Annotated in this window: 42 protein-coding genes; 36 read left to right on the forward strand and 6 right to left on the reverse strand. The window is 39.4% G+C overall.

Features of this window, described 5'->3' with window-relative positions:
• Nucleotides 1-142 precede the first annotated feature (142 nt).
• Nucleotides 143-598: a hypothetical protein gene (locus M3090_RS11460; protein ID WP_087335046.1), complete on the forward strand. Its 456-nt coding sequence runs from the start codon at nucleotides 143-145 to the stop codon at nucleotides 596-598.
• 84 nt (nucleotides 599-682) lie between these two features.
• Here M3090_RS11460 and M3090_RS11465 read toward each other — a convergent pair whose 3' ends face one another.
• The 6 genes from M3090_RS11465 to M3090_RS11490 form a co-directional block, all read right to left on the reverse strand.
• A complete protein-coding gene (locus M3090_RS11465; protein ID WP_162609278.1) occupies nucleotides 683-1,099 on the reverse strand; it encodes a hypothetical protein in 417 nt (138 codons plus the stop codon).
• Between the two features lies 1 nt (nucleotide 1,100).
• Nucleotides 1,101-1,595: a hypothetical protein gene (locus tag M3090_RS11470; protein ID WP_087335041.1), complete on the reverse strand. Its 495-nt coding sequence runs from the start codon at nucleotides 1,593-1,595 to the stop codon at nucleotides 1,101-1,103.
• Between the two features lie 430 nt (nucleotides 1,596-2,025).
• Nucleotides 2,026-2,898: a hypothetical protein gene (locus tag M3090_RS11475; protein WP_239448778.1), complete on the reverse strand. Its 873-nt coding sequence runs from the start codon at nucleotides 2,896-2,898 to the stop codon at nucleotides 2,026-2,028.
• 22 nt (nucleotides 2,899-2,920) lie between these two features.
• Complete coding sequence (locus M3090_RS11480; RefSeq protein WP_249056359.1) at nucleotides 2,921-3,445, reverse strand: DUF4948 family protein; 525 nt, start codon at nucleotides 3,443-3,445, stop codon at nucleotides 2,921-2,923.
• A gap of 190 nt (nucleotides 3,446-3,635) precedes the next feature.
• Nucleotides 3,636-4,073, reverse strand: a complete 438-nt coding sequence (locus tag M3090_RS11485) for a hypothetical protein (RefSeq protein WP_087335038.1) — start codon at nucleotides 4,071-4,073, stop codon at nucleotides 3,636-3,638.
• A 15-nt stretch (nucleotides 4,074-4,088) separates the two neighbouring features.
• Nucleotides 4,089-4,544, reverse strand: coding sequence for an RHS repeat domain-containing protein (locus M3090_RS11490; protein ID WP_239448777.1), 456 nt, complete (start codon nucleotides 4,542-4,544; stop codon nucleotides 4,089-4,091).
• A gap of 664 nt (nucleotides 4,545-5,208) precedes the next feature.
• Here M3090_RS11490 and M3090_RS11495 point away from each other — a divergent pair.
• The 35 genes from M3090_RS11495 to M3090_RS11665 all read left to right on the forward strand — a co-directional run bounded on the left by M3090_RS11495 (nucleotide 5,209) and on the right by M3090_RS11665 (nucleotide 26,562).
• Nucleotides 5,209-6,015 carry a toxin-antitoxin system YwqK family antitoxin gene (locus tag M3090_RS11495; protein WP_087335034.1) on the forward strand — a complete coding sequence of 269 codons (807 nt, stop codon included), beginning with the start codon at nucleotides 5,209-5,211 and terminating at the stop codon, nucleotides 6,013-6,015.
• A 9-nt stretch (nucleotides 6,016-6,024) separates the two neighbouring features.
• Nucleotides 6,025-7,143 (forward strand): tyrosine-type recombinase/integrase, encoded by a 1,119-nt coding sequence (locus M3090_RS11500; RefSeq protein ID WP_087335032.1) that lies wholly within the window; start codon nucleotides 6,025-6,027, stop codon nucleotides 7,141-7,143.
• A 66-nt stretch (nucleotides 7,144-7,209) separates the two neighbouring features.
• The gene (locus M3090_RS11505; RefSeq protein ID WP_249056360.1) at nucleotides 7,210-7,695 is read left to right on the forward strand and encodes an SMI1/KNR4 family protein; all 486 of its coding nucleotides are present in this window, start codon (nucleotides 7,210-7,212) and stop codon (nucleotides 7,693-7,695) included.
• Between the two features lie 165 nt (nucleotides 7,696-7,860).
• The gene (locus tag M3090_RS11510) at nucleotides 7,861-8,193 is read left to right on the forward strand and encodes a hypothetical protein (RefSeq protein WP_249056362.1); all 333 of its coding nucleotides are present in this window, start codon (nucleotides 7,861-7,863) and stop codon (nucleotides 8,191-8,193) included.
• Between the two features lie 79 nt (nucleotides 8,194-8,272).
• Nucleotides 8,273-8,926 carry an ankyrin repeat domain-containing protein gene (locus tag M3090_RS11515; protein ID WP_249056364.1) on the forward strand — a complete coding sequence of 218 codons (654 nt, stop codon included), beginning with the start codon at nucleotides 8,273-8,275 and terminating at the stop codon, nucleotides 8,924-8,926.
• A 40-nt stretch (nucleotides 8,927-8,966) separates the two neighbouring features.
• On the forward strand, nucleotides 8,967-9,590 hold the full coding sequence (locus M3090_RS11520; RefSeq protein WP_249056366.1) for a hypothetical protein: 624 nt from the start codon (nucleotides 8,967-8,969) through the stop codon (nucleotides 9,588-9,590).
• A 78-nt stretch (nucleotides 9,591-9,668) separates the two neighbouring features.
• Nucleotides 9,669-10,238, forward strand: coding sequence for a hypothetical protein (locus M3090_RS11525; RefSeq protein ID WP_249056368.1), 570 nt, complete (start codon nucleotides 9,669-9,671; stop codon nucleotides 10,236-10,238).
• Between the two features lie 79 nt (nucleotides 10,239-10,317).
• Complete coding sequence (locus tag M3090_RS11530) at nucleotides 10,318-10,575, forward strand: hypothetical protein (protein WP_249056370.1); 258 nt, start codon at nucleotides 10,318-10,320, stop codon at nucleotides 10,573-10,575.
• A gap of 46 nt (nucleotides 10,576-10,621) precedes the next feature.
• The gene (locus M3090_RS11535; protein WP_249056372.1) at nucleotides 10,622-11,509 is read left to right on the forward strand and encodes a pentapeptide repeat-containing protein; all 888 of its coding nucleotides are present in this window, start codon (nucleotides 10,622-10,624) and stop codon (nucleotides 11,507-11,509) included.
• A 33-nt stretch (nucleotides 11,510-11,542) separates the two neighbouring features.
• Nucleotides 11,543-12,016, forward strand: a complete 474-nt coding sequence (locus M3090_RS11540; protein ID WP_249056374.1) for a DUF4304 domain-containing protein — start codon at nucleotides 11,543-11,545, stop codon at nucleotides 12,014-12,016.
• Nucleotides 12,017-12,110: 94 nt separating this feature from the next.
• On the forward strand, nucleotides 12,111-12,503 hold the full coding sequence (locus M3090_RS11545) for an Imm51 family immunity protein (RefSeq protein WP_195305200.1): 393 nt from the start codon (nucleotides 12,111-12,113) through the stop codon (nucleotides 12,501-12,503).
• Nucleotides 12,504-12,605: 102 nt separating this feature from the next.
• Nucleotides 12,606-13,307: an Imm43 family immunity protein gene (locus M3090_RS11550; protein WP_249056376.1), complete on the forward strand. Its 702-nt coding sequence runs from the start codon at nucleotides 12,606-12,608 to the stop codon at nucleotides 13,305-13,307.
• A gap of 79 nt (nucleotides 13,308-13,386) precedes the next feature.
• Nucleotides 13,387-13,728 carry a hypothetical protein gene (locus M3090_RS11555; protein WP_249056378.1) on the forward strand — a complete coding sequence of 114 codons (342 nt, stop codon included), beginning with the start codon at nucleotides 13,387-13,389 and terminating at the stop codon, nucleotides 13,726-13,728.
• A gap of 86 nt (nucleotides 13,729-13,814) precedes the next feature.
• Entirely contained in the window at nucleotides 13,815-14,627 is an 813-nt protein-coding gene (locus M3090_RS11560) for a YwqG family protein (RefSeq protein WP_249056380.1), read from the forward strand.
• A gap of 90 nt (nucleotides 14,628-14,717) precedes the next feature.
• Nucleotides 14,718-15,302 (forward strand): hypothetical protein, encoded by a 585-nt coding sequence (locus M3090_RS11565; RefSeq protein ID WP_249056382.1) that lies wholly within the window; start codon nucleotides 14,718-14,720, stop codon nucleotides 15,300-15,302.
• A 68-nt stretch (nucleotides 15,303-15,370) separates the two neighbouring features.
• Nucleotides 15,371-15,691 carry a hypothetical protein gene (locus tag M3090_RS11570; protein ID WP_249056384.1) on the forward strand — a complete coding sequence of 107 codons (321 nt, stop codon included), beginning with the start codon at nucleotides 15,371-15,373 and terminating at the stop codon, nucleotides 15,689-15,691.
• A gap of 82 nt (nucleotides 15,692-15,773) precedes the next feature.
• Nucleotides 15,774-16,328 (forward strand): hypothetical protein, encoded by a 555-nt coding sequence (locus M3090_RS11575; protein WP_249056386.1) that lies wholly within the window; start codon nucleotides 15,774-15,776, stop codon nucleotides 16,326-16,328.
• A gap of 73 nt (nucleotides 16,329-16,401) precedes the next feature.
• Nucleotides 16,402-16,872, forward strand: a complete 471-nt coding sequence (locus M3090_RS11580) for a hypothetical protein (protein WP_087334980.1) — start codon at nucleotides 16,402-16,404, stop codon at nucleotides 16,870-16,872.
• 250 nt (nucleotides 16,873-17,122) lie between these two features.
• Entirely contained in the window at nucleotides 17,123-17,455 is a 333-nt protein-coding gene (locus M3090_RS11585) for a hypothetical protein (protein WP_249056388.1), read from the forward strand.
• Between the two features lie 137 nt (nucleotides 17,456-17,592).
• Nucleotides 17,593-18,048 (forward strand): macro domain-containing protein, encoded by a 456-nt coding sequence (locus M3090_RS11590; RefSeq protein ID WP_249056390.1) that lies wholly within the window; start codon nucleotides 17,593-17,595, stop codon nucleotides 18,046-18,048.
• 63 nt (nucleotides 18,049-18,111) lie between these two features.
• Nucleotides 18,112-18,672 carry a hypothetical protein gene (locus M3090_RS11595; RefSeq protein WP_249056392.1) on the forward strand — a complete coding sequence of 187 codons (561 nt, stop codon included), beginning with the start codon at nucleotides 18,112-18,114 and terminating at the stop codon, nucleotides 18,670-18,672.
• A gap of 38 nt (nucleotides 18,673-18,710) precedes the next feature.
• Nucleotides 18,711-19,073, forward strand: a complete 363-nt coding sequence (locus tag M3090_RS11600) for a hypothetical protein (RefSeq protein ID WP_249056395.1) — start codon at nucleotides 18,711-18,713, stop codon at nucleotides 19,071-19,073.
• 60 nt (nucleotides 19,074-19,133) lie between these two features.
• Entirely contained in the window at nucleotides 19,134-19,637 is a 504-nt protein-coding gene (locus M3090_RS11605) for a hypothetical protein (RefSeq protein ID WP_249056398.1), read from the forward strand.
• An 81-nt stretch (nucleotides 19,638-19,718) separates the two neighbouring features.
• Nucleotides 19,719-20,417 carry a DUF1963 domain-containing protein gene (locus M3090_RS11610; RefSeq protein WP_249056400.1) on the forward strand — a complete coding sequence of 233 codons (699 nt, stop codon included), beginning with the start codon at nucleotides 19,719-19,721 and terminating at the stop codon, nucleotides 20,415-20,417.
• Between the two features lie 77 nt (nucleotides 20,418-20,494).
• Nucleotides 20,495-20,932, forward strand: coding sequence for a hypothetical protein (locus M3090_RS11615; RefSeq protein WP_249056403.1), 438 nt, complete (start codon nucleotides 20,495-20,497; stop codon nucleotides 20,930-20,932).
• Between the two features lie 200 nt (nucleotides 20,933-21,132).
• Complete coding sequence (locus tag M3090_RS11620) at nucleotides 21,133-21,348, forward strand: hypothetical protein (protein ID WP_204970497.1); 216 nt, start codon at nucleotides 21,133-21,135, stop codon at nucleotides 21,346-21,348.
• An 80-nt stretch (nucleotides 21,349-21,428) separates the two neighbouring features.
• Entirely contained in the window at nucleotides 21,429-21,797 is a 369-nt protein-coding gene (locus tag M3090_RS11625; protein ID WP_249056405.1) for a hypothetical protein, read from the forward strand.
• 42 nt (nucleotides 21,798-21,839) lie between these two features.
• Complete coding sequence (locus M3090_RS11630; protein WP_249056408.1) at nucleotides 21,840-22,592, forward strand: hypothetical protein; 753 nt, start codon at nucleotides 21,840-21,842, stop codon at nucleotides 22,590-22,592.
• Nucleotides 22,593-22,977: 385 nt separating this feature from the next.
• Nucleotides 22,978-23,409 (forward strand): hypothetical protein, encoded by a 432-nt coding sequence (locus tag M3090_RS11635; protein WP_249056409.1) that lies wholly within the window; start codon nucleotides 22,978-22,980, stop codon nucleotides 23,407-23,409.
• A 28-nt stretch (nucleotides 23,410-23,437) separates the two neighbouring features.
• Nucleotides 23,438-23,971, forward strand: coding sequence for a hypothetical protein (locus tag M3090_RS11640; protein WP_249056411.1), 534 nt, complete (start codon nucleotides 23,438-23,440; stop codon nucleotides 23,969-23,971).
• A 28-nt stretch (nucleotides 23,972-23,999) separates the two neighbouring features.
• On the forward strand, nucleotides 24,000-24,326 hold the full coding sequence (locus M3090_RS11645) for a hypothetical protein (protein WP_249056412.1): 327 nt from the start codon (nucleotides 24,000-24,002) through the stop codon (nucleotides 24,324-24,326).
• Between the two features lie 229 nt (nucleotides 24,327-24,555).
• Nucleotides 24,556-24,834 carry an immunity 17 family protein gene (locus M3090_RS11650; RefSeq protein WP_249056414.1) on the forward strand — a complete coding sequence of 93 codons (279 nt, stop codon included), beginning with the start codon at nucleotides 24,556-24,558 and terminating at the stop codon, nucleotides 24,832-24,834.
• 100 nt (nucleotides 24,835-24,934) lie between these two features.
• Nucleotides 24,935-25,729, forward strand: coding sequence for an ankyrin repeat domain-containing protein (locus M3090_RS11655; RefSeq protein WP_249056416.1), 795 nt, complete (start codon nucleotides 24,935-24,937; stop codon nucleotides 25,727-25,729).
• Nucleotides 25,730-25,848: 119 nt separating this feature from the next.
• Complete coding sequence (locus M3090_RS11660; RefSeq protein WP_249056418.1) at nucleotides 25,849-26,106, forward strand: immunity 17 family protein; 258 nt, start codon at nucleotides 25,849-25,851, stop codon at nucleotides 26,104-26,106.
• A gap of 24 nt (nucleotides 26,107-26,130) precedes the next feature.
• Nucleotides 26,131-26,562, forward strand: coding sequence for a hypothetical protein (locus M3090_RS11665; protein WP_249056419.1), 432 nt, complete (start codon nucleotides 26,131-26,133; stop codon nucleotides 26,560-26,562).
• The last annotated feature ends 280 nt before the right edge of the window (nucleotides 26,563-26,842 follow it).

The raw sequence follows: 26,842 nt of genomic DNA on the forward strand, positions 1-26,842 counted from the left end.
ATTAGCTCTTTTGGACTGGTATAACAAAAAGGATATTCAGAAGAAATGGCATTACATCTATGTAGGCACAGTATTAGCAACTAATATATGGCTTAACCTCCCCTGAAAGGGCGGTTAGGCAACAAACATAATCAGTACAGAGATGAATGAATTTATAAATAAAATAGAGGATATATTAACGCAGCTTTCTGAGCTTGAAGGAAAGTACGACTTTTCTTTGGCGGATAAATATCAGGGAGATGTTTTTCCTGCCCAAATGACGTTGGCTGTGAAGATGGAAAACCTGGTGCATCAAATAACACATGAGATGTGTTCAACAATCGCTTTCCTAAAAGAAGATATTATAGAGTTGCACCGATATATTGAGTTTAGGAAGAAATATGCAATACTATCTGAATGTGAACTGCTGTTCCTGATTGATGATATTGGTGGAAATATGAATATCAAAAAACGTATTAATGATAAAGCTATTGCGTCGAATTGGCTGGATATGAGGAAAACAATATTGAAAGACTGGAAAAGCGATTTTGGCAATGTGTCATTTGAAAAAATAAATTCTAAACTTAATGTATCCTCAATCGTCTCCAATGGGGATTGACTGCCAAACATACCTCGCCTGTAAAAGAAGCGGATAAAAGTATGGTTAAGCGGCATTCTCATGTCTGTTCGGGTCAGCGGATCGTCAGAGTGGGATTAAGACAAGTACCAGCTTATTCACATTGCAATACAGCGACAGTGCAAAGAATGCAACAGCCGACATGATATACAGCAGCGAGAGTATGCCCCAGAGCATCTTACGGGGTTCTGCTTCGACTTCTTTCCTTATGCGCTCGAACGCACCGCCTTTGCACAGGGTACGGTTGTGGACTCTCTCAATGATTACAGCTCCGCCAAGAAAGAGAACCGTATGCAGAATTTCGTGTCCGGGAAGCAAATGATAGCCGGTAAAGGAATCGGCAAAAGTTATCACTCCCCAATAAAACAGGCAGTCAAGCAATGCCACGAACAACATGGCCGCATAATCGTCCGCACCATCCTTTCCGATTACCCTGCGGCGTTTTTTGAAGAACTGTATATAGGTATATTTCCAGACATTCATATCATCCGGCATTGAAGGTTATTGTAAAGAGTCCATCCACATCTGCCGGGATGTCGGCCATACAAAAAGACAGCAAATCCCCTATATCAACCAAGACCGGCAGCATCTTTTTGCCCCACAAATACACCGACAGGAGGAAGAATGCGAAAGCCGACAGGATATACAGCAGCGAGAGTATGCCCCAGAGCATCTTCCGGGGTTCCGCTTCTACCTCCTTCCATATACGATTGAAAGCACCGCCCTTGCACATGGAACGGTTACGGATGCCCCCGATAATGAACGCCCCGCCGAGAAAAAGAATTACTTCCAGTAGTTTGTGTTCGGGAAGCAAATGATAGCCGGTAAAGGCATCGGCAAGAACTACGATTCCCAAATAAAACAGACAGTCAAGCAACACTACAAACAGCATGGCTGCAAAATCGTCCGCACCGCATTCCCCGATTACCCTGCGGCGAATCTTGAAGAACTGTATATAGGTATATTTCCAGACGTTCATATCAATTCACCAACAATACCGACTTTAAAAATGCCGTCCAGGTCAGAATGAAATAGCAAAATGCCCATAAACTTCCCCAACTTCGTCGTCTCCTGGATTTTGCCGCATACTCCTGAATCATATTTGAGAACTTTTCCTTGGCGAAATATCTCTTATATACAAAAGCAATGAATGGAGCCATTATGATGATTATACAAATCCAGGAAGTCAGCTCGTATCTTGTCGTTACCGGTATATATGCGAGCACATCAATGGACGTGTAATAATTGAGAAAATTCAGCAAAGTAAGTACATTCGCAAACAGGCATACTGAAACAACCATCACTGAATCCATCTTCCCGTTATTATCTTTTCTTTTTTGAGCGCGTCTCAGTTTGTAGAAAAAACGATATGTCCAATATACTATTTCTTTCAACATAAGCTCTAAGTTTTAGTGTCTTTCTGTTTGTTCCTTATACTTCGGAGAATCGACGGTTAAAGACTCCAATATCTTCCTTACCTTTTGCACTGCCTCTTTTCCGTCATGGAACAGGCTGCACCACACGATGACCAGTTTCCTTTCCTCTGTGAACACAAGGCATTGTTCCGGAGATTCCGGCGCCCATTTCAAGGCGTAGTATTCTTTCTTCCCAATGGCATTCAAGCAGCGATTGAAATCCGGGTTATCGGACGACAGGATGTCCACCGTTATCGGGGTATTTCCTCCCTGCAGGGAATCCGTTCCGGGCACTTCGAGGTAATGGCGGACATCGCAGTATCCGGCTCGGTCGGCCATGCGCTCCGCTTCTCCGCATCCGTTCAGGGAGGATGCCAGCTCTGCCAGGACAGGCCGTATCATGTTTTCGTGGACGTCTGCGCATTGCTCTTTGTCCGCACCGTCTGTCACCATGATGGAATCACCCGTATAAGCGTACCGTATGCTCCACAGCAGCCGGTAATCCGGCAGCCTGTTTCCGTTCCGGTCGATATAATACCATCCGTCGCTTTCCCAATAATGGTACTCTCCGCCGGAACCGGGCACCTCTTTCCGTTGGCCGGAGTCCGTCACCTTTGCCCTGCCTCCCTCAAAGGGATAGCCGAAAGCAAAACGGGGGCGGATGACCGCCTTTCCCTCTTTGTCGGCATAGCCGATGCGTCCTTTCCTGTCCACGATACGGTACAGCCCCTCACTGGGATAATCGTCGCCGTTGTCGTATTGGAAGGCCGTGTAATGCCGTGCGCAGCCGCACAGAATCATGGCGACACACAGGAATATTATGTTTCCCTTTGTTTTCAGCCCGTATTTCCGTTGTCCCTTCTCCATATACGTCAGTATAAGTTATCGGTCAGTTGTCATGCTCCAACCGGATGTACCAGTCTCCCTTAATCTGTTTGTACAGCGTGGTGTCGTTGTATGTCCTGCGGTATATCCCGTTCAAATCCCCGTGTTCCGTAACTTGATACGCGGGGTTGTTTTTCAGCCCCGGATCATACACGAAGTCCTTGCTTGTTCCGCCTATCGAGTAACCGTGCGAGAAGTACGGTATGGTGAAACTTGTGTATGTCGTGTCGTATCCGTTCCAGCCGGATTCTTTCATTGCTTCCTTCCCGAAGTAGAACACCCGCTCACAAGAGATTGCCTCCAGCAGTGAGTCCAGTGTATGCCGGTCTTCCATAGAGATGCCTCTTAGACAGGCGGTGTCCTGCATGTCGTATGGCGGATAGTAATCCCCATAGGGACAGCGGGCGATGACCTCCCGGATTCCGTCGAACGCCGTTTCGTGTGCGAGGAAGTGCCGTGTCATCTCTGCATCGGACGGCGGCATGGGAGGATTACCGCACCCTGCCATAAGTAGTACCGCCGACAACATAAAAACCGATATGTTTTTTCGTATTCTACTTTTCATCTGCATACAAAATTATAAAAACGCTTCTCATTCCTGCCGTAAAAGCCGAAAAAACTGTAATTTTACCGTCGGTGTACTATTAATGAGCATCCACTTCCACAACTATCGTGATATGACTGTCCGCTAACAACATGGCAAGCTATGTTGAGACTAATTAATTTTCAACCCTTAACTTTTCAGGAGCTTTTATTGGTATAATTAGCTTAAATCCTTTTGTTGAAGAAGCAATAACCTCCTCACAAACATAATCAATTCTACTAAAAGGATTACTGTTATTTAGATAAATGCCCCATAGTAATTTATGTTTTGCGATGTCTACAACATAAATTATTCCATCCGAGCCGTAGCTACCTTCTCCACATGCTATACAATATCCATTACAGTTTTTTGTACATATAATATCAAAATTAGAGATGTCATCTATCTCATTAAATGAAAAAAAGCTATTGATACTGCTTTCGCACAAAATACGTAGCTCAAACTTTTCTCCCACATAGTAAGAATCAATTACTAATATTTTCCCATCATCGTAAAATATTGCATTAATCAATGGGATTTGATATGTCGAAATAAAATCATTCAATGTCTTCATTGTAGTTAAATATTTTTATTTGCAAGCTAATGTAGGCTTACTCTTAAATCCTGTAGGAGAAACTACACCGCCAGCTTCTATGTTCCTTTTATCATTAAAGCGTTCTATAAACTTTTCTTTCCAAGTTTTTCCTTTTTCGGACTTAGGGAAAGGATCTGATGGATTGACTTTTATTATATCTAATCCGAATACATCCAGCCAAGTATTTACGTCTGGAACGTATCCATGCAGTGTAGGATTATTCCCTTCCTGTCCAATAGGGTCAGAAGAAATGTACATACCCATCTGCGATGAGTAGTACCTGAATTGGGTGTAGCACAGTTCTTTTTCAATATCTTCATACTGTCTCTGATGGCGGAACAGTACAAACGTGCGGTCTCCGTGGCATTTCTTCGCCTCTCCGTACCCCGCCGCGAGCAGCAGCGCCGACAGCACAAAAACCGATATGTATTTTTGTATTCTACGTTTCATCTGCATACAAAATTATAAAAACGCTTTTCATTCCTGCCGTTAAAGCCGGAAAAACTGTACAAATACAGCCGTTTTTTACCATCACTTTGCGGATATGCCGTGTCTGTCCGGCTCTGCATGGCCTGTGGTGGGTGAAACCTTTTGCAGCGGCCACCGGCCGTCGTGCCGTCGTCCGGACATGCGCTACTGTCACGCTGAAAAAAAGGACATTCCGTCCGTAGGGAAGGACTGTCTCTCAAAAAATATTTGAAACCACAAAATAAAATCGGGGTTTTTATCGTTATTAAGAAATTAAATCCATACTTTTGTATGGGATTGACTATAATAAAATGGACTATGATGGCACCAAATGGAATTGCAGGCAGTTATTTCTTATAGACGATACGGCCTGCGCTGCCATTCCTAAACGGAATGACGGAAAGGGTTTCATGCGTCCCTACATCCTGTCCCAGTCCGGTTATCCCCGACCACCGATTACCCATCATCAAAGAAACAACATTCCTCCTTGTCCGTGTGAGCAAAGCGGAAAGAAAGCCATGTCCGGCGGTATTCATTCAACGGGTTTCCCGTGTCCGAATGCCGCCGGATTTTGTTTGTACCCTGACAGAAAGGGAAGCGTGACGGAAGTAGCCGGGTATTGTCCAACGAAAAAAACAGGAAGGATATGAAAACAAAAATCATACTGGCAGGCATCCTTTTCCTGCTGAGCGGCAGCAGCTTCGCACAGCGGATTGTAGAGTACGGCGACTTGCGTACCCTTACGGATGCGGAACATGGAACGGTCGTCCATTACCTGAAAGACGGCAAGCGTCCGCTATCGGGCGAATACCGCATCCTGCGGGGACAGGACGAGGAAAGCGTACACTTCTCCAAGGGGGTCAAGCAGGGCGAGTACAGGCGTTACCGTGACGGCGTGCTGCGGGAAAAGGGCGCGTATGCCGACGGCAAGCGGCACGGCCTGTTTGTCACCTACTACCAGGACGGGAAGACCCCGCAGCGCGAGGCTCCCATGTGGCACGGGAAAATAGAGGGTACGGTACGGACTTGGTTCGCCGACGGCAAGCCCGACATGATACAGGAATACAGGGAAGGCAAGAAAAACGGCAAGGAACAGCGCTTCGCCCCCAAAACCGGCCGACTGATTTATGAAGCCGGCTATACCGATGATAAAAAAGAGGGAAAGCAATGGGAGCTTAACGAGGACACCTCCAGAGGATGGCTCAGCGAAACCGTCAGCCACTATAAGAACGGCGAGCTTGACGGTCCCTATGAATACACGGCCCACAAGCACGGCAAGCTGTATCTCCATGAGTCGGGCGCATATAAGGCGGGCTACAAGCACGGCGTGTGGAAAAAGACCGACGATGACGGCATCGTCACACAAGGTGAATACACGGACGGACGCGAGACGGGACATTGGGTGCGCTACGATAGCACGAACGGTGAAATCCTGAACGAGTGGGACAAATAGAACGGAAACATGGAAATATATCAAGCTAAACCGAGAATCAGACTCTTGCCAGCCGTCAGATACGGCAGGGAGTTCATCGAAGTCACCTTCGACCACGACGGCCTGCGCCTGCCTTTGTCGAAAGAGGAGGGCGTGCAGCTTGTCGGCGGCAAGGCTTATCTGCCCAAAGAGAGCTTCGTGCTTGCGGAGTTCTTCGACCGCTATGTGAAGATGGCGTTCATCGACTATTCCGCTATAAAGGATTGCACGGACCGGAAAGAAAAGGAGGACAATCGGCCGCCTCTGCCGGCCGGCTATCAGGAGAAGCTCCAGCAGGTGCGATACAGCAAGCATACGGTGAGGGTATATACCAGTTACTTCCGGGATTTCCAGGAACATTTCAGGGACCGGGATGTAAAGACTATCACGTCCGATGAGATAAACGGCTACCTGCTGCATCTTATCCACGAGAAGGACATATCCTCCTGCCAGCAGAACCAGCGCATCAACGCCATCAAGTTCTACTACGAGAAAGTGCTCGGTCAGGAGCGTCGGTGCTACAAGGTGAACCGTGCCAAGCGAGAGAAGACCCTGCCCGATGTGCTGAGCAAAGAAGAAATCAAGCGGATACTGGACGTGGCGGCGAAAGACCTGCGCTTCTTCTGCATCTTCTCCATCCTCTACTCCGCCGGGCTGCGCATCAGCGAACTGCTGGAACTGAAGCCGGGAGACATCAACGAGTCCCGGAATCTGATACGGGTACGGCAGGGAAAGGGCAAGAAAGACCGCTACACGCTGCTGTCGAGGCCGCTGATGAAGAAGCTGGTGGAATACAACCGGCTGTACAAGCCGAAGGTGTGGCTTTTTGAACACAGGCCGGGCGAACCCTTTACGGAAAGCATCGTGTCGAAACGGCTGAAGGCTGCCGCACGGGAGGCGGGCATCACGAAACGGATTTATCCGCACCTGCTGCGCCACACCTTTGCCACGCATCTGCTGGAACAGGGGACGGACATCAAAATCGTAAAGGAACTGATGGGTCATAAGAACATCAAGACGACGGAAGTGTATGTCCACATCGCCGACACCTATAAGAGCAGAATCAAAAGCCCGTTGGACGACCTGTTGATGGAGGAAGACGAGGTTTGATACTTAAAGAAAATAACAGCGGATTTCGCTGATAGTATAATGTTATTCACTCTAAAATAAATTGGTATGGAAATTATAAACAAACTTCATTTTTATTCTTTTAATCCTGCAAAAGAAGTGGATGAAAAAGATTTTCGAGCTTTAGAACTTATAATCCAAAGATCATTACCATTATCATATAAAGAATTTTATATTGCGAATAATGGAGGAAGAATTAAAGAAAATTTTTTCTACAGAAATCCAGATGATGAATTTGAAACATTTATTGTGAATGATTTTTACCACATTGATAGTGACGAAGAAAATGACAAATACGGTAATAACATATTTACGATAATAAAAAAAAGGAATTGGAAAAAATGGGAAAAATGTAAGATTCTCCCATGGGGACACGATGGCTCAAATAATCTGCTATATCTTGATTTCAAAGATGATGAGCCTAAAGTATATGCTGATTTTTATGACGAGGGAGAAGAAGGTGTTTTACTGGCAGATTCAATTGAGGAATTTCTTCTGAAATTAAAAGAAGATCCCGATGGTCCTATAATTTGATCAATATTGTATTTCCCTGAATTCTATAATTAGAAGATTACAGATTTGTATGGAGCATCAATGCAATGTTAATCAACTGATAAAATGAGTGAATAACAAGCGGCTCAACCTCCCCTGAAAGGTCGGTTATCCGCCGAACATTATGTATCATAAAAATAAAGAAATATGAATGCAGAAGAATATGTAGAGAATGTACGTCATGAAGTCTTTGACGAACTCTATAATTATTATTTTGAGAGTTTGCCAACTCCGATAAAAGGGCCAGAAAAGTATTGGCTTGCCAGTAAAAAACTATATCATAGCTTGAATGAAGAACAAAAAGAACAACTGAAAATGTTTACTAAATTGGTTATGACAGATGTTGTTTCAACCATATTTAGTAAATTGGATAATGTATCATCGTATGCGAATCAGGAAGGCTGTTTTGAGCTTAGATTAGACGGCAAAGTAATAAACGGAGATTTGCAGGAATATTTTTTCATGAATGGAGAAGAATAGATACATAACAAGCGGCTTAACCTCCCCTAAAAAGGTTGGTTAGCCACCAAACATTAGCAACCCATAAATAGAAAAAGATATGAAAGATTATATAAAATCATTACTGGCTCTTGGCATAAATTCTAAAAATGAGAATGGGGATACCCCTCTTATGCTGTCTGTTTATGAAAGTGATTTAGAAGCCGTCAAGCAAATACTTGAACAGGGTGCAGATGTTCATGTCGAAAATAATGACGGAGAAACCGTTTTATTCGGTGCAGCTAATCAAGAAGACATGAAAATACTACGCACCATAATCGGTACAAGTATAGACTTAAACCACCAAGATTGCTATAAACAGACTGCATTGTTTACTCCGGCAGAAGTCGGGCATACTGCGGCCCTTCGTACATTACTAAAAGCTGGAGCAGACCCAAACATTAAAGATAAAGGCGGTTTTACTCCTTTGCACTGGGCAGCTCAAGAGAAACAATTAAGTGCCATGAAAACTCTAATCGCTTTTAGCGCTGATGTCAATAGTATTAGCAAGAAAGGCATGACTCCTCTTATGTGTGCTGCAAATGCCGGATTTTATAAAGGAGTCGAATTGTTATTGTCAGCCGGAGCGGACTTCGCTTTACAAGATAAAAAAGGCAATACCGCGATTTCTCTCGCAGTGAAAAACAAATATGCCAAGATTATCAACTTATTACAAGAGGTTGCTAACAAACAACTAAGTGCGGAAAACAATTAGTTGCCCAACATTAGCTACGAACAAAAAAAACATTAAAGTCATGAAAAAGGAAATTGTAAATCGAATTAAACAATTAGGCGGTAATGTCGCCAATGTAAAAGGAGTGTCTTTACAAGAAGATTTGTGTGCCATAACTTTCAACACTGCTTTATATCAAAAGCCGGAAGATACACCTTGGCTGTCTGCCGAAGATACAGAACCGATTGAAGGTTTGGGCGATTGGGTGGATGAAAACATGGAATTATTCAATTCTGACAGAGAAACATTTTATAAGAAAATGGTTGATACCTACTATACATTGGACGAAGAACCTCGTGGGCAATTATTTTGGGTAGCAAAGCCTTTCACTCCGTTTCAAAAGGACACACAAGATTTTGAAGAATGGAATGATTGGTTTTCAGATGATGCAGAGTTGGACGAAATCATTCAACATTCAAATTGCGACACTCCCGCCTTTGTGGAATTGCTTTACACAGATGCTTATCCCAATAACTACTACATCTGTGTATCAGACCTCAATGTTGAAAATCCGATCGTATGGAGTACAGACCATGAGGAGTTTTTTACAGAGGTTACTAATGAAGGAACATTGGAAGATTTCCTAAATAAGTTCATGACAAAGGAGGAGTTTATAGATATAGTAAAACGAAAGATGGAGCAATAACGAACGTAGTAAACATGCGCCTGTTCCGCCTAACGGCGGAACGCAGCCCAACATTATGAACATTAAAAATAAATGAATATGGAAAAGAATAAACAAGCATTGGAGCAACACAAAATGAACATTCCCACTTACTTAGAAAATTACGTCAAAGATGTTCAAGAGAAGCGGTTAATCGAATTGTCTATTTGTTCGACCGCAGGAAACGAACTATTTGAAGTTTGGTATTACGGTGATTTGTTCGAAGTCAAAGGTGAGCAACAACCGTACATTACCGAAACAGATGCAGCTCCTGAAAAGATTGTGGCTAAAGATGTGCTTACAGGGGAAGAAATCTTGCTGCATGACGGTGCTTTGCATGGGTATGATAACATGTTTTGCAATGAATATGACGCAAAAACCGTACAGGACAGACCTTTGAAGAAATGTGACATCCCTGTATCTAAATTAATAATAGAATTAGGGTATAACATAGACTACGAAGATGAAAAAGATGATTTCGAAATAGACGATGAAGGCCTTGTCACATTAGTTGATGGTCGAAAAATGGCTTGGGAAGATATGAAACGCAATGGCTTCGACTATATCGCTATATATTTTGAGGACAAAGAAGGGAATCGAGTGCAGTTCTATGACAAGGAACTGGCGTAAAGTGCTCATAACACGAACCTCAATCGCCTCAAATGGAGATTAGCTGTTGAACATTATCTGAATGTAATATAAAAAAGAAATGTATAAAATAGCCTGGTGTCCTCTTTGTGAGCAAGGGTGGGTTGTAATAGTAAAAGATAAACACACATCTCAACTATACGCTTATTGTACAGAATGCGAAACGGAATGGAATGACCCGACAAAAGGCATTAAAGAAGAATCTTGTTTGCCTTTTGGTACATTCGGACAATTTGTATCACCAACTTTTGAAGAAATATCGAAAAGTGACTGGTATAAATATATTAAGGAGTCAGATAACAAACAGCAAACCGACTGAATTAGCGGAACGCTGCCGAGCATTATCGTCCAAATAGAACAAAAGAATGAATACTGAATATAAAGGCATAAAAATATCCGAAGACACAAAGTTTGAGAATATGGACTTTGTGCAGTATGATTTCAGTAAGTCTGATTTATCTGAGGTTGTATTTGAATATGTTAATTTCAGTAATTGCATATTCAATAAAACAGTCTGCAAGAAAACAAGGTTCTGGGGGTGTTTTTTTGATGACTGTACTTTTTCAAGAGTAGATTTATCAGACACATATATTGGAGCATGGGGCGGTGGACAGAATAATTGCAAATTTGTCAAATGCAAATTAGGCAAGGCGTTTGATGGCTCCTATATAACAAATGCTGTCTTTGATCACTGTAAAATTAAAGGATGTATATTTTTTTCTCTTTATATGGAAAATGTACGTTTTAGTGGTCTGATAGATGATTTGATGATTAGAAAAATGTCTATTGAGGATATAACACGAAATCAGACCGCAGCCAAAGCGACAGAGATTATTGCTAAAATCTTGCGTGTCATAAAACGGGATGATATTGATGTCTCCAAAGTGCAACTCAAGGACATTGATTTTTCAATGGCAACAATGCAGTTTTTAGATTTCACTGAATGTGAGCTACAGAATATTGTTCCTCCTACTGATGATAAGCATTTGCTGATAGATAAAGATTTGCATGAAATAACTAAATATGTTTCAGATGAAATTAAAAAATCGTGGTATAACGCTGACAATCAAAGCTGGGCTTTGAATTGTGTGAATAATATTCAGAAAAAAGCTCCTACAGCTATCGTATGTTGGCAAGATTTTAAGCATTTTGAAGATGAAGAGTTTGCAGATAAACTAATGGAGTTATTTAGAAAAGCAAAAAAGAATACGGACGATAACAGGCGGCTGAACCGTTCCGAAAAGGTCGGTTAGCCACCGAACATTAGCAGTTTAGAATTAAATATTATGGATAAAGAGCAATTCAAATCAATAGTTCATCCAATAATGAAAGCGAATAGCTTTCGTAGGAAAGGAAATTCGTGGTATAAGACTACTGCCGAATGTATAGTCGTATTCAATCTCCAACACTCTTTGTATGGAAAGATGTTTTATATAAACTTGGCGTCTTTATTACGTAAGGGAGATGATTTATTATTTCCTAAAGAATATCAATGTGATATTAGAATGCGCTTCCCAATAATGGAAATTGAAGGATATTCCACACAAATGATATTAGATTTAGAATCGACTATTGATGAACAGTTGCGTTCACGGTTAATTGAAAATATCATAAATATTTCAATACCCATTTTGCAAAAATTAGAATCAATAGATGGAATAATTGAGCTATATGGAGAAAAACCGGAACTTAATAATACTTATCCCTTTAGTTCAATTCTGTATAGAAAAGAAATGAATAATAAGTTAAAGACTATTTAGAAAATAAACTGCTAACAACAGCAAACCGACTAAAAGCGGAACGCTGCCAAACATTATTATCCGCAATAGTAAAACAATTAAAAATTAAAAGATTATGGCAACAACAGAAGAAAGAGACATCTTTGCTAATGAGTATGTCCAAATTTACACAAATGGTTCTGGAAACATCGTTTTGCTCTTCCAAAATGAGGTTGAAAAAACATTGGCAATAGGAGAGCAAATGAATGAGATAAACGAAGAAGCATACATGAACGGTTACAACTGGGATGCTTTCTTCAACTACTATCTGGCAGAAAATGCACCGGATATTTTGGAAAGTATGGAAAGCGACCCTGAAGCTGGTTCTTACGCAGCTTATTTTGAGGACACCGCAGAAAACGAGCAAAAAGCAAAACGCTTTGCCGACATCATCATCTCTTTAATAGAAAACGAAGAAGAGATATATAAAATTCTTCGAGAGAAAGGAGATGAAATCGAATGGGATTAACCATTTGTATAAATAGAAATAATTTATGCGGATAACACGCAGATAAGCAACCGTAACAGGTTGCTTATCTGCATCCCATTATTCACTCTAAAAGCAAAGATTATGGATAAGCAGGAACTATATATATGGTTTTATACACCAGCAAGAATTGAAGAGTTTAAGTTGCTTCCTTTATATGAGGATTATTGGCTTTCGGATAAGCACTGTCCTAAAAAACAAGTACCTATTTTAGGGGACTGGGTAATGTATTATCCTCCTAAAGATGGATTTCCAACATATGATACACGATTTAAAATGCCTGAAATTTTGTATCTGCATATCAAATCAAAAGTGCGGCCATCATTTGATTGGTTTCCCCAAAATTATAACTTAAAAATCGTATCTGAAAGTTTTTTAAACTTTATGATTAGCAATCAACTTTATGGCCGATTTGAGGCAACTGAATTGAAAGTATTTGGAAAAGATGGGAAAGAATTTATTGATAAAAAATATTTTGTAATAAGGATTTGCGAGTTTGATGACAGTAAATTCGATTTTCATAAAGAAAATAAGAAAAGAGCAATAGGATGTAATAAGTACAACAATTTTCTTTATCCTGATATGCAATTAAAGAATCATAATGGCAAACAAAATATATTTTTTCTTGACGAATTTTGTTATCAAAATAGTATAATATTAACAGCAGATGGGAAAAACTATGTGATGCAAAATTTTAATCTCCCCGAATTATATAAATTAGAGGATTACAGATTTGTTTGGAACAATCGATACAATATTGAACAACTACCAGATATGGTAAAATGAGTGAATAACAAGCGGCTGAACATCCCTGTAAAGGTCAGTTAGCCACCAGACATTAGTAACTTTATAAACAAAAAAGAATATGAATGATCTAATTTTATTGGATGTTGATGCACTTATGGAAACTCAAATCCGCCAAAGAGATAAATACAACACAAAAGTCTGTTGTCAGAACTTATTAAATTTTGCATACGAAAAGGGACTTTTGCGTGATAATCCATCTGATAATGAAGGAAACCTTATTATGCCTTCAATAATCAGAGAAAGTTCTTTAACTGAAGCTGGTAAGCCTATTTTTGTTGAATTAATGTTTAAGTGGATGGCATATACAGATAATGAAAGCGGAAAGATTGATAGGAAAAATAACATTAAAATGTTAGAGAAGTATTACAATCAACTTTTACAAAAGATTGATAGGTCATAAGTTACTAACAAACAGATGAAACATCGAAGGTGGTTTATCTGCCAACCATTAGCCACCAAATAGTAGAACTTAAAAATAAATGAAACATGGAATTAAATAAAGAATTGGAACGAATGCAACGAAATAGCATTGTTCTAAAAATAGGAAGAAACGAGAAATACAAATTGTGCGGAACTCGTTTTGGAGGGAAACCCGATTTACCTCCTGGATTTGAGTGGCCCTACTTTAGAAAACGTCCACTATCTTTCTTGGCTCAATTCAATTGTGAGGAATTGACACAATATGATACGGAGCATTTGCTACCTGATCACGGTTTGCTATCGTTTTTCTATGAAACAGATACACAATGCTGGGGATTTGACCCTAAAGACAAAGGGTGTGCCCGTGTCTTCTGGTTTGAGGATTTATCTGTATTGAAGGCAGCAAGTTTTCCTGAAGATGCTGGTGAGGATTTTGAATTTCCTATGACAAAAATCAAAATGTCGCAAAAATCTTCTTTCCCTTCAGTTCAGGACCTTGCTGAAATTTTTCCGAATATTGAAGATGAATTAGATAATGAAGAAGATGATGAGGAGGAGGAAGCACTGGAAAGTTGTTCCAAATTATTAGGATGGGCAGACATCATACAAAACAGCATGGCAGCCCAATGTGATCTGGTCTCTCAAGGTTATTATCTTGACGGAGGGAATGATTGGAGACGAGTTCCGAAAGATATACGCAAGCGGGCAGAAGAAACTGCTTTGGATCGCTGGACTTTATTACTCCAATTAAATACAGTCGAAAATGGAGATTTTGAACTCATGTTTGGTGATTGTGGCCGAATTTATTTCTACATAACTAAAGAAGATTTGCTTGCGCATAATTTTGATAAGGTATGGCTGGTTCTTCAGTGTTACTGAGATGATAATTTGGTGGCTAACAAACAAATAAATTGCATTGAAAATCAATTATTTGCCAAACATTATGTGCAACTAAAAAGCAATGTAAATATGAAAACAGAAAAAATAAGTGATGTCCTGCAAGGAATGGATGTCAATACAGAGGATGCGATTGTAGCTTTATCAGATAAGGTTTGGGAGATAGGCGAATTGAGTGAAATTAAAAAACAAGTGTCTGACACTGTATTTACATTTCACATAGTAGCCAATGTTATAGGCATCTGTAAAGGTGATGGGTGGCAAGCAATCATAGAAGAAAATACAAAATTGCTACCTTACATATCTCATGCAATGTATGAAATTGGACTGAACAAAATTGGCGAAGCAACAGAGAATATCGAACAAATTTTCCCTCTCAATATAGATGTCTTTGCTCTTGACGAAGACCGACTATGTGAAGTTGTAAATTTCGTGCGTGGAAGCAGAGAAGGCAAGTATTTTACCATAACAATGGAAGAACTAAAAGGCTACACTTCAGAAGAAAGGAAACAAATAACAGCAAAATATTCAGAAGTATGTGAAAAATTAGAAGATGCTACTGAAAATATGTGGGGGTATAATAGTCCTGACAATGCTGGCTGGGGAGTAGTAAGTCGATATTTGGAAAAGCACTTGCAGGACAACTTTTGGAAGTAAATGCCCATAACATGCACCTTCAAACGGAGATTAGATGTCAAACATTAGTCGCTAAATAAATAATTAATATGAATAGTGATTTATTTTTTTACTTATTCAATGATTTTATTGGCGGGGCTGATGATGATAATCTGTCAATGAAGTATCTGAATTTGGATTTGAATGATAGTTGTTCATCACGAAAATTTATTCGTGATGAAATTAAACCATTTTTTGAGGCGCATTTCTCTTTTGCTCAAAAAGAAGAACTGTATGCGTTTTTGTTAAAATTAGAAAGTGGCGAAATTAAATTGGACGTAAATGAATTTGAAAGCCAATTATTTCCATTTAACACGCCCAATAATCTACATGGTTTTTATAAAATCATTAGGAATGTTTTGTATGAATAAAATTAGATAACTAACACACGGCTAAATCGTCCTTGAAATGGCGATTGACTGCTGAACATTAGTCACCTTAAATTAATAGGAAATGAACAAATTAAAAATAATAGGTAATCCTACAATTTTTGGAGATTTGGATTTCTTGGAAAATTTCAGATTCCCCAATAAGCGCAAATTTCCGATCTCATATAAGAAATTTGTTAAAGAATATGGATATGGGAAAGCATTAGGAAGATGGTTTATCTATATTCCTATGGGGAATTATGGTGATTCTTGGTTAGAACAAAATCCACTCTTCAAAGAAAGATTTGAATGTGTTTTGGATTGGGATGAAGAAATTGTGGATATGGCACTTGAACCTGATGGCTCTCGAGAATTAATAAAAAAAAGCGAACCTTTCGCCCTAAGTGAGAATGGCTTATATCTGTTTTGGGATATTGAAAGCCAGCCTATTGAAGAAGAGTTTGATATATATCTGGCTGATTTTTCCGGTTTAGGAGTTCGTAAGGTTGCTACATCCATAGATGAATTATTTGACAAGATGACTGATAAAAATCTATTCAAAGAGGTAGAACCCTTATATCGTCAAGAGCCATATCCTGCAATTTTTGAATGTATAGAGAACCTTTATTATAAAAAATAGGTGACTAACAAGCGGCTGAACATTCCTGTAAAGGCCGGTTAGTCGCCCAACATTAGCTGTAGAGGAAGAACACATGAAAAGATGGAGTAAACTGCAAAAGGAACTATATCTGATAATTGATCCTAAGATTGATTTCCAGATACATTGTGCTGTATATCCTATGAGGAGCGACAGGGCAACAAGTTTCTGCCCTCGATATTGGATAACCATAGGGAAAGAAATCATATTTGATTATCCAAAAGACTTTGTTGATAAGGATGGTCATGTATCGCATCATCATGCACATATACCTCAAATAGCAGATTACCCATATTATTGTGATATATCTTTTATTTCAAACTTGATAAGGGAATACATAGATACCCCAGTTTCAGATATATTAACTCGCAGATTTGAAGACGATTATTGGGGATTGACAGATATATTTCGGGCGGCAGACAAACGCATAGGGCAACGGAGGCTGGAAATATTGCGAGACAGTATTAAAAACCAAGCCGCTCAAAAAATATTAGAATTAAGAGTAAACAAACAGAAAACCAGCTGAATAAAGCGGCAAGCTGCCGAACACATCAGTTACGAACGAAAAATCAGAGTCATGGAAAAGGAAATTGTAAATCGGATTAAACAATTAGGCGGTAATGTTGTCAATGTAAAAGGAGCGTCTTCACAAGAAGACTTGCGTACCATGTACTGACAAATTTCAAATAAGTTATAACAAGCGGCCGAACATCCCCATATAGGATTTCCAGCCACCAAAATATGTCATTAATAACATAACTAAAAATATAACGAATATGGGACTTGGATTCAACATTCGCACAAGGATCAGGAATATCGGAGCATTCAAGCGTACCGTGGAAAAACTGGCCGCTGAATCCGGCTATCATGCAGAGCATGACGAATCAGCAACGAGGGTAAGTTTTTGCAAACTGGGCGACCTGTTCCTGGACTATCAACATGAGGGAAAAGAAAATACGGAAGACACTGTTTCCGTAACCGGAGAATGCCAGACCAACCTGCTTGGTCCCGGCTTTCACAAGGCAGCCATAGCGTTCATCGACCGGCTTCAACAGGCTGCCGACACCCGCATCAACACGGGAAAATACGCATCCGGAAATCGGAAATAACAGGAACCGACAGTTCGGGTGAAACGATAAAGGCATTGTTTTGCCTGACATCCATCTGATGAGACAAGAAACTCAACATGCAGATAGCGTTTCGAAAGAGGCGCTATCTGTAACTTATAACAATAAAAGTAAGAACAATGATAAAGTATATTGAGAAAGGCGACATATTCCGCATTGAGGGTGTGAGCAACTATGCGCACGGGTGCAACTGCGCCGGTGCAATGGGTAAAGGCATTGCATTGCAATTCAGAGAAAGATACCCGGCCATGTATCTTGAATATAAGCAGCTGTGCAAGGAGCATAAGTTTTGCCCCGGCGATGTCTTTGATTATGATTATGGCCACGGGCATATCTATAATCTCGGCACTCAGGCAACATGGCGGACACGAGCCAAAATAGAATATATCGAGAAGGCATTGAAGCAGATGCTTGAACTTGCCGATCATGATAATGTGACGGCCATAGCTCTACCGGCCATCGGTGCCGGGTTAGGCGGTTTGAGATGGGATGATGTCAAAGCTATTTTGGATAAAGCATCAAACGATTATCCCAATATTGACTTGTATGTAGTTGAGACTTATCAAAGTGAATAGAGGCTGATTACAAGCGGATAAATCGTGCTTGAAAGGTCGGTTGGCCAGTAAACATTATATGCCATGTGTAGAAAAAATAAGATATTAAACTCATTTCCTCCCAACCTTACAAAAGATGTTCGGAGAGTGATTGATATGCTTCCAATAAAGGATGGTGATATAAGCAACCGATACTATGAGGTAAATCTTGAAGGTGCGATGGTAGCCATTCCGGAACGAATATACATAAACGACCAGAAGCCACATACAGATATGACAAATGTGGAAAAGAATATTATGGACTGTATCTTTACCAGACATTATGATGGTTTTGTCAGGCAACGCCATTTGCAAAATCTAATATCCTGCACTGAATATTGGGTTGTTCCATTTTGCTTTAGGCTATTAGGAGAATATGTATATGAAATTCTATGCGATGTGAGAAAGCATATAGATGGCAATATTGATAACTACTTTCGTTTTATGGGAGAAAACAAAAGCTTCTTTCACAAAACAAAAAATCAAATGTATAGTTATTGGGATTGCTATTATAGGACGAAATTTCCTAAACGAGAATCTTACATAGGTTATGAGATATTTAGATATTTGGAAATGGCATATAACAAGCGGCTTAACCTCTCCTGAAAAGGTCGGTTAGGCATCAAACATTAACAATTAAAAGAATGAATAAAAAAGAAATCATATATCCCAAAGGCTATATTTGGTTAATAGAAAAAAGGATTGTAGGGTTTGATCACTTCACGCAACTACAACCTTGGTATTTTCTTTCAGAAGATAAAATCTTTTGGGTAAATGAAATATGGCCATCTTCTATTAAAGACAATTTACTCGTTTTTGGAAGGCGTCAAGATAATGATGATTTGGTTTGTTTTAAGGTTCAAGAGAATATCGCTACTGAAGTGTTCTTGATTCACGGATGGACAAATGATGGATTTGACATCATAAAAAAATATCCAGATATTTGGTCTTGGTTACACGATGTGTTGGATGACATAAAAGAATGTATAAACAATGAGAATAATTAATTGCTAACAAACGGCACTATCGCTTGAAGCGGAAGGCATCGGACATTAAAGAGAATAAATATGTATTCAGAAGAATGGAATCAAGTCATAAAGACTTATGAGGCATATAAAGAAAGTCTTTCTGTATTTAGAAAATATAGTAACAAGACAGAGGACCTTTCAAAAGCTTTGCATAATATACATGGTAGCAGTAATCTCGATTGCTATTATGCTTTGGAAGTCTTGAGATATATGCCTGATGAAGTATGTATTGGACTTTTGGATGATTTGTTCTATGTGTTCATATATAGTAATGATTCATGGTCATGTTATGCTAAATCTATAATTCTAAGACTTGTTAATGACGAGTTGGTGAAAATGATTACGGATTTAGCCAATAAGTATGCGCAGAATACAACGGATGGCGAGAATATAAAGAATATCACCCAGCTATTATATGAGTGCAAACTCAAAAATAGTTTATACGAAGAAACTTATGTTCTTTTTTCAAAGAAACATCTTTCTGCTTTGATTGCAGAAGATTTTTTTGATGATGAAGAATACAGGTATATAATAAATGCATAATTTAGTGGTTAAAAAGCGGATCAATCTCTTTTAGTAGCGATTGTCCATTGAACATTATCTGCAATTAATCAAATTATAGATATGGAAAGAATAGATGAAATAAAAAGAATGCTTGTAAAGAAAGCGACAGGTTTTACGACAGGCGGTTTTAAACCTACAAACTCCGATAGCGAAAGCTGGATCGGAAGAGTGTATCTGTATAAAGAAGAGGAAACAATACCTACTGACAATGAAGGGAAGACGATGTTTCCTTTATTACAAGTATGCCTTGACGGATTGCCTTATATTCCTGATGCACTTAAAGGTACAAAAGTGCTAACGGTTTTTATATCTAAAGATATACCGGCAGGGTTGTCCCCTAATGGTGACGGTTGGATTATACGAGAATACACAGATAAAGATTTATTGGTCATTAAGGACCTTTCCTGTCCATCATCATCCATTAAACCGTTTCCGTTGAAAAGCTGCCTAATTGAAGAAGACTATCCTGTATGGGATAGCGGAGACATTCCTACGGAGATAGAGGATGAGTTAGTTGAAATGGAAGACCAGGAGGAAATCACCGACTATTGTGACTATACGGAATGTTATTCTGGACATAAGATAGGCGGCTATCCTTGTTATATCCAGTCGGGGGTGAATTTTGGCGATGGATTTGAATTTGTACTTCAGATAGCTTCCGATGAGAAAGCTAACTTCAACGTCATTGATAATGGAAACATTTATTTGGCGAAAAACCGTCTAACAGGCGAATGGGTGTTTTATTGTGATTTTTATTAAGATGCAGATAACACGCACCTATGCCGCCTGACAACTACAAGCAGCAATCCAAATAAGGGAGTTAAAATCAGAATATTATGTTGTCCGAGAAAATTAAATCACTATTCAGTCAAAAAGGATATGTTTCCTTAGACAAGGAAGAAAAAGCTTCCTATGAGAAAGCTTTAATTGATTTGGGAATACCTTTGGGAAGTTCATTCGCTGAGTTCAATCTATCAACGGTTGGTCCCACTTTTGCTGAACGCGGATACGAATTGTATAATGTATGCTGGTTTAAAATTTATTCAACCGATTTGGACTATGCCATTGAATCAGCTCACGATAACCTGCAACTTCCAGATGAATATCTCCCGTTGGACAGTTTTGAAGCAGAGGAAGGCTTCTTCTATAATCGCAATACAGGAGAAGTCTTGAAACTTTCTATCGGTCAAGACTTGAAAGATTTTCAAAGTGGAGCATTACGTCCACAATGGAAAGATTTTAATTCTTTCCTGGAATGGTTCTTTAATGTGTAAAAATATTGCCGGCACACAGCACTGCCGCTTAAAGTGGAATGCTGCCGGACATTATAAACTCAAGACAAATGAATAAATCGTTTCTGCAAGACATATTAAAGAGAATAAACGAGCACAATGAAGGTTCAATAACCGAGGATTTGTGTTTTCATTTTTCACAGACGCCCGACAATGAGCAATGTGGAGAAACAGTCAGTATCATGGGATATAAAAATCCATATACTCGTAAAAATGTATATGGATTAAGAACAAAAAATTATCCTTTGACGGATATAGCTTATGCTTTGGAAAATGAGGAATCAGATGTGTATAAGGCTATGAAGCAAGCACTGCCACGATTGACACAGAAAGAATGGTATGCCTTTACTCGCCTAATTACTCTAATATGTTGTGATTTAGAAAAAGAAACTGATTAAATCGAGTTTATATCAAGCGGTTGTGCTTCCCCTGAAAAGGTCGGACGGCTGCCAAACATTATATTTAAAGTACGAGAAATATGAAAACAGAAGAGCTAAAAAACTTCATTGAAATAGAGCTTCCTATTATTTTGGGAAGTTTGTCTGACGAAACTATAGACGATATTCTGGATGAAAGAGATGACGATTTTTTCAGTGAGCAATGGATGCAGGCATATAACGAAGTTGAGAAGCAAAAGAAACAACAGGAAATACCTGCAGCCTATAGTGAAGAGATAAGGAAAAATGCTTTTAATACGGTTCTTAAGATCACGAGCAGTGATGATTTAGCAGCATATATATCTGACGATTTTGGACTAATTGTAGATGCTGACAAAGTTGACATCAACAATAGCTGGATTAATGCTTTATGGCAATCTTACAAGAATGGGAAAATACCTTCAAAATAAGTATGCCTCTAAACAATATCAGAAAAAAATCAAATTGGAAATATGAATAATAAACTTCAATCATTCGCGAAAGTCTTATTAAAAGAACAATATGATGAATTTATGAAAATGGTTCAGTTGTTCAATGTAGATAGGAGAACTTTTGTTTCCAAACATAGGAAAATGTTTGAAAAAGGATGGTATGACATTGACTCTGAGGATAATGCCTTGAACGAAGTGGATGTTATGCTTTGTTTTGCCATTGCTTCTCGCAGAATGGCGATCGCGGATTGGAGTGGCGAGGAATATCCCGGACAGATCAAACGCTCTATTACGATGATGTTGAAGCATTACGAGATAGAACGTTTCTTATGGGACACTAAGAAATTTGAGGATTCTTTGGATTGGGACAAAATTCGCCGAGGTGACTATTTGCCTTTGCTGTTCCGGGCTATGAACAAGCGGCTCAACAAGGACGGATATTCCATCACGTTCTGTGATACAAAATCGGATTGTTTTCATTATGCAGTATTATCAACTGCCGAGTTCGTTCAATTTGACAATGCAGAATTGGAAGATTACCTGACAATCATCAGTCCTAAGATTTACAACATATATCTTGCAGACAAAGGGAAAGAATTTCCTAAAATTATGCTGTACTTAAAAAAGAAGTTTTCCGTTCCGCTGAACGAAATCAAGGAGTTTTGTTCGAAAGACAAAATTTTACTCGGAATAGGAAATTCCATAATCGTGGATGAATACCGAAAGGAGATTGAAAAACTTGGAGGAAAGATTGAAGCGGAAGAAATAGACTGATAGCAAGCGGCGACCTGACAGAATAAGACAGAACGCTGCCGGACATTACTGACAAGGAAAAAACGACATGTGTAAATCAATGTGCAATCCTATAATAGAGCTTACAACACTTTTACAGAGTTGTGGCTTCACAATAGTCAAACAGGAACTTGCAGATTATCATTTCAATGAATTTGAGATTGTAATGAAAGGGAAGAAATCACAACTTCCAATGATAGATATAGAAGGCATAGAACAATATAGCGACAATATATATTGTTGCAAGTGCCACTGGTCTGTAGTAAAACTTATAATGACTTGACACAATAATAACTTAGTAACAAGCGGCTGTGCTTCCCCCGAAAAGGACAGTTAGCAGCCAAGTATTATTCTTCGAGAACTGGATATGAAAGATAGAACAAACGACATAGAGGATTATTTCTGCAAGCAATTTATCAGGCGTGCATATCAGGAGCGCCTTTATTTTGAGTTGTCATCAAATAACAAAAGAGTGAAAGCTATTAGTCGATTTTGTAATAATCTAATGGATATTATAAATACTGATAGAGTTGTTGAGCACTGTGATTCAACCGATGTTACTTATCTGACAGATAGACTTCAGGAGAGGTCATCACATAAGAAAGGATATTGTATCGGCTTTTTTAATTTGGATCAAAAGTGGGCGGATATATCTGATGCTATAAGCACAGGGATATGCTCAGGTTTGGGCTTTGCCGTAGTACTACCGGATGGAATCGCCTATATGTGTGAAGAAGCTGAGTTCAAGATGAAAAGGAAGTCAGTAATATTACATTCTACAGCCAGTTTTGAAGAATAACAAGATTAAACCAAATACAACATTTAAAATGAAGAAAAGAAGAGGGCTGAAAAGATATTATAGGAGATTGCGCCAATGTAACGAATTGGATAATTGGTGTGACATATTGTCGGATAAATCAAGATGGAGTTATTTTGACCACTTACACTTCGACCGGAACGGTTATGGAAATGTATGTTGGAAGGAGCGTAAAGAACATTTGGATGTATTATTCGGGCACTTTTTAATGATTGAACAATTTGTTGAGAATATGGATCGTCCTTTCCAGATATTTGCCATACTTGTTTTGGAAGATAGCAGGTATGACGCTCTTTTTCTTCATACCCCCAATTACCATACTCCTGAAGAATATCCGTATATAATTCCAGCTGGATATAAAAAGGAATATCCATTGCGAAATCCTTCGTTAAGGAACTATTTGGTGATGTTGGCCAAGCAAGGATATACGGTATTCAGTTCTGAAGAGAAGAAAGCTTGTATAGTGTTCAAGGAACATGTAGGAGATTCTTTATATGAGAACCATGATAACAAGCGTCTGAATCTCCCTTGTACGGGTGATTAGCTGTGAAACATTACAATAAGTGAATAAAATGGCACAAGACATATACAATAGCATTCGAGAAATATTACTGTGTGATGAAGATATTGAATTTTGTTGCGATCTTTTGTTGAAGCTAACCTTTGATTGCGATGAATGGAAATGGATTCAAGATGTTTGCATTGATATTATCAACAGCAATAGAGAAAGGAACATCTGTGGATTAGCGGTTACATGTATCGGGCATCTGGCTCGAATACATGGAAAAATAGAAAAAGAGAGAATCTTTGAATTGTTTACTCAACAAAAAGATAATCCTTATATCCGTGACAGAATTGAAGATGCCATTGATGATATAAATATGTTTGTGCATGAATAATAGGCATTTCACTTAATTGGCATCCATAACTGAACATTATTCAAATGCAATGACAGGTTACAAATAGAACATATAAAATCATCGGGATATGAAAAATATTGGTAACCAATGGGATAAAGCAAACAAAAACCACTACCTTTGTAGACAGACATAAAAAACCGGATTCATCACCAGTAACTGAAAGCTGGGAGAGGAACGCTCGGGACTGCATCGCAAAAGTACATACAATATGGAACATGAAAAAGATTTCCTGGAATCTGTACCAGACAGGATCAGGCATTATTTTGGGAACAATCCGGATGTAGCTTACCTCGCTATCATAGGAGTAATAGCCTTGTTCTTAATAGGGGTGATAATGAATTGGCAGTGGGTGTGCCGTCCAAGGACATGGCTGGGCAATTATTTCGTGGAGCTTTTTGGCCCTGCCACCTTTCGTTTCTGGTATGCTGTGTTTTTAATATTGGCAATCATTGTACTGCTGTTTTTTTACTTTAAAGTGTATAAATAGGACATAATTTCATTCTTAGCTGCCCAAAAACAGGCGAAAAACTAAAGGCGACTCGGCCAGCAAGCATTATCTTTGTGGAATGAAACATTTAGTGTACATCATGGCCCTACTGACATTGTTCGGGTGCAATTCTTTCTCAAAGTTTGCGCCTGAAAGGTACTTTGCGGAGGGAGACGAACTGATGTTTGCCAGTGCCATCTATCACGGCAACTCTAAAAAGATAAAACGTCTTCTTTCTGACAATGCGATTGATGTAAACGCGCCCGGGAAGTATGGCTTTACATACCTCATGTATGCCGTTTATATCGAGCGATATGATGTGGCTAAAGTCCTGTTGGAAAATGGAGCTGACCCGAATATCTTATCAGTTGTTCAGCACCCAGATGGTTATATAGAGAAATTATTACCCCTATACTGTATCTGCCAACATAATTGGTATCCAACTAAGTACATGAAGTTGCTGGTTGAAAATGGCGCAAATGTAAATGATACTATTTTATCCCCATTAGCAACCTGTATAAAACATTCGGGGAAAGATACAAAAAAAATTCGCTATTTAATAGATCATGGGGCAAAAGTGAATCAAGAATTTGGAGGATTCACACCTATTCAGTTTGCTGTAATAGCAAGACGGTTAGAACTTGTGGACTTATTATGGAACGTATACAATGCTGACCCGTTATACGTTGGTAAAAGCGGAATAAGTCTTGCCTTTATGGTACAAAATATTGTAGATAACAAATTGGGTACTCCAGAATATGTAGCTCATGCCCAAGCAATCATAGAACGATTGAAGGGAATGGGAGTCAAATTTCCGGTAGCATTGAATCCACCCGGAAATGAGAAAACAACGATAACGAGTAGCAAACCGGCTGAACAGGGCGGAACGCTATAAGAGATTTTTTGCGGAATGAAACATTTTAGTGAACATTATGGTTCTACTGACATTGTACGGGTGCCATTCATTCTCTGAGTATGCGACAGAAAAATATTTAATTATATAATTATAGAACAATGGACGAACTGATAAATAAAATTTCTGAAAAGATAGCTGAGAATCCCCGCTACGGCTATCTGATAGCCGGCGGCATCCTGCTGCTGTGGCTCATCGGGGTGATATGCGGATGGAAGTGGACTTACAAGGCGGACACATGGGGCTGGAACTGGGTGCGTGAAACCTTCGGAGAGAGGGCGGTGCGTTTCTGGCATGGTGTATTGCTGTTCCTCCTTCTGGTATTATGTATTATGGATTTCTTACGTTCCATAAAATGAACAACCTGAAAGACGGAGAGCCTTATGAGGAAACAGGAATATAAAGAGCAAGAGCAGCCACGGCGCTACTATTTCTTCGACTATTTGTTCTGGTTGGGAGAAATGGCACAGCAGCATTACAAAGGCGAGCCGAATCGACCCGACGGGGATAGTATGCTGATGCTTTGCATTATGGTTGTTATCCTTGGGCCGATGCTGACCATCGTTTTCTGTTTCGACCCTCCTGTACGCGATTTCCTTACAATCGCCATGATTGTCTGTAGCGCGGTAATAGTCTATCTGCCCGGCAGGATATATCCACCCTCCCGGCGGAAGGCGGTCATGCAGCACTATGCAGGACGCAAGTTCAGCCCAGCCCGGTGTTACTTTTTCCTGTTCTCTCTTGCCTTTTTGCTTATCGCCAATATACCCTTATGGGGAACAGTGCTAAAATGGATAATCGAAACAGTCGAATGACATACAGTCGAAACGTGTTTTGCCGTTTTTCTACATATTAGTGATGCTGCATAAGATTTTGTACTATGGCAGAGAAAAAAGAAAACTTGTTTTCAATTCATCGAGAACATCTTGTTTTACTCAATGCCGGTAGAGGAACATCCGGGACCACATCGCGAAAGCACATAAAAGGATTAATTGTTCAATTTGATTTTATATATTATGGAAAAAGATTATGTAATTGAAAAGGTTGGTTGGTTTACAAATATTAAAACAATTCCACCATTAACAGAAGAAGAGA

It is taken from the genome of Bacteroides sp. ET71, assembly GCF_023336905.1.
Classification (GTDB): domain Bacteria; phylum Bacteroidota; class Bacteroidia; order Bacteroidales; family Bacteroidaceae; genus Bacteroides.